General features: G+C 46.5%; 1 pseudogene. It reads left to right on the top strand.

The window, feature by feature from the left end:
- A pseudogene (locus ACNQ0T_RS23985) lies at positions 1-288 on the top strand (hypothetical protein); the annotation flags it as partial.

Genomic DNA, 288 nt, shown 5'->3' on the forward strand with positions numbered 1-288 from the left:
ATTATTAAACTGCGAACTGGAAGACATTCTTCACTGGCATGATATAGGCGCAATCAATCTATGTCTTAAGCTTAACCCAACGCCGGGAATATTAAAAATCGCCGTCCTCTCCCATCAGGAAAAAGAGGTAACCAGCGCGTTTAATCCATTTACCTCAGTCGAGGCAGGAGAAACAGTCTGGTCGCAACACTCCCATATCCGCAGCATTCTGCGACTTGAAGGCGATATTCCGACGATGGAAACCCTGCGCGGAAATACGGTAACCCAGTTCAACGTAAAGGTATTTGC

Source organism: Enterobacter cloacae complex sp.6700776, from assembly GCF_048284255.1.
Classification (GTDB): Bacteria; Pseudomonadota; Gammaproteobacteria; order Enterobacterales; family Enterobacteriaceae; genus Enterobacter; species Enterobacter intestinihominis.